We start from the raw sequence: 566 nt of genomic DNA, 5'->3' as shown, positions 1-566 counted from the left end.
TTACCTTTTTTATTTATGTTAATAAAGTTTATTTAAAATAGTAGCTATATTTACAGCTACACAGACCATTTGGGAAATGTACGCCTGAGTTATTTTAAAAACGCCGGTGGCAGCGCAGAAGTTCTTGAAGAAAACAATTTTTACCCGTTCGGGCTGAAGCATGAAGGCTACAATGCCCAAGCCGGGAATCCATCCTACAATTACCAGTACAACGGTAAAGAACTACAGAAGGAAACCGGCTGGAGCGATTACGGGGCCAGGGTGTATATGAGCGATATCGGAAGATGGGGCGTTATTGATCCGCTTTCTGAAACATCGAGAAGATTTACGCCGTATAATTATGCTTATAATAACCCGATACGGTTTATTGATCCGGATGGCCGGAAGGCGCAGTCGCCTGAAGAATTTACGAATTACACCATTGGACCAAATTCTTTCTGGGAATTAAGCCCAGGAGGCCGTCGTGCCATTACTCCCTTTATCGGAGGACAAGATTTCTTGGGACAAATGTTCGATCTTGTGGATATGGCTACCACAAGAATTGCGCAGGAAACTGGCGGTGGGGG

Annotated in this window: 1 protein-coding gene; it reads left to right on the top strand. The window is 44.2% G+C overall.

Features of this window, described 5'->3' with window-relative positions; translation table 11 throughout:
- Positions 1-69 precede the first annotated feature (69 nt).
- Positions 70-566 (top strand): RHS repeat domain-containing protein (locus CHA01nite_RS21100; protein WP_373869034.1); only part of this gene is annotated, 497 nt, incomplete at its 3' end.

The organism is Chryseobacterium hagamense, from assembly GCF_007991455.1.
Classification (GTDB): domain Bacteria; phylum Bacteroidota; class Bacteroidia; order Flavobacteriales; family Weeksellaceae; genus Chryseobacterium; species Chryseobacterium hagamense.
Note: the sequence above shows the minus strand (reverse complement) of the source record. Positions and strands in the feature narration are given on the sequence as shown.